Source organism: Shewanella litoralis, assembly GCF_009828585.1.
GTDB lineage: Bacteria > Pseudomonadota > Gammaproteobacteria > Enterobacterales > Shewanellaceae > Shewanella > Shewanella litoralis.
In genome coordinates, this window is record NZ_WSRZ01000125.1 from 1 (window position 1) to 319 (window position 319).

A 319-nucleotide genomic window follows, 5' to 3' on the forward strand; every position below is an offset into this window, starting at 1 on the left:
CGCTGAAGTCGATCGCCAGGCTGCCGGCCTTGCTCGCCGCGTCGTAGGACAGGATCGCCTGGCCGGCCTTGCCGGCGAAGGCGTCGACGTATTGCAGCACCAGCCCGCCGTTGACGAAGGCGTCCAGCCCGGACAGGTCGATCTTGTCCTGGCCGCTGACGAAGTCGCGCAGGGTATCCGGCGCCGCCGCGGAGGACTCGGCGATATCGCCGTAGACGAAGGTGTCGGCTCCCGCGCCACCCCACAGCTGGTCCGCGCCGAGGCCGCCGTAGAGGATGTCGTTGCCGGCGCCGCCCTTGAGCACGTTGGCCACGTCGTT

1 protein-coding gene is annotated in these 319 nt (G+C 69.9%); it reads right to left on the bottom strand.

Annotated features, from left to right (window positions below; genetic code table 11):
- A partial coding sequence (locus GQA99_RS20385) for a M10 family metallopeptidase C-terminal domain-containing protein (protein WP_206194605.1) occupies positions 1–319 on the bottom strand: 319 nt, incomplete at both ends.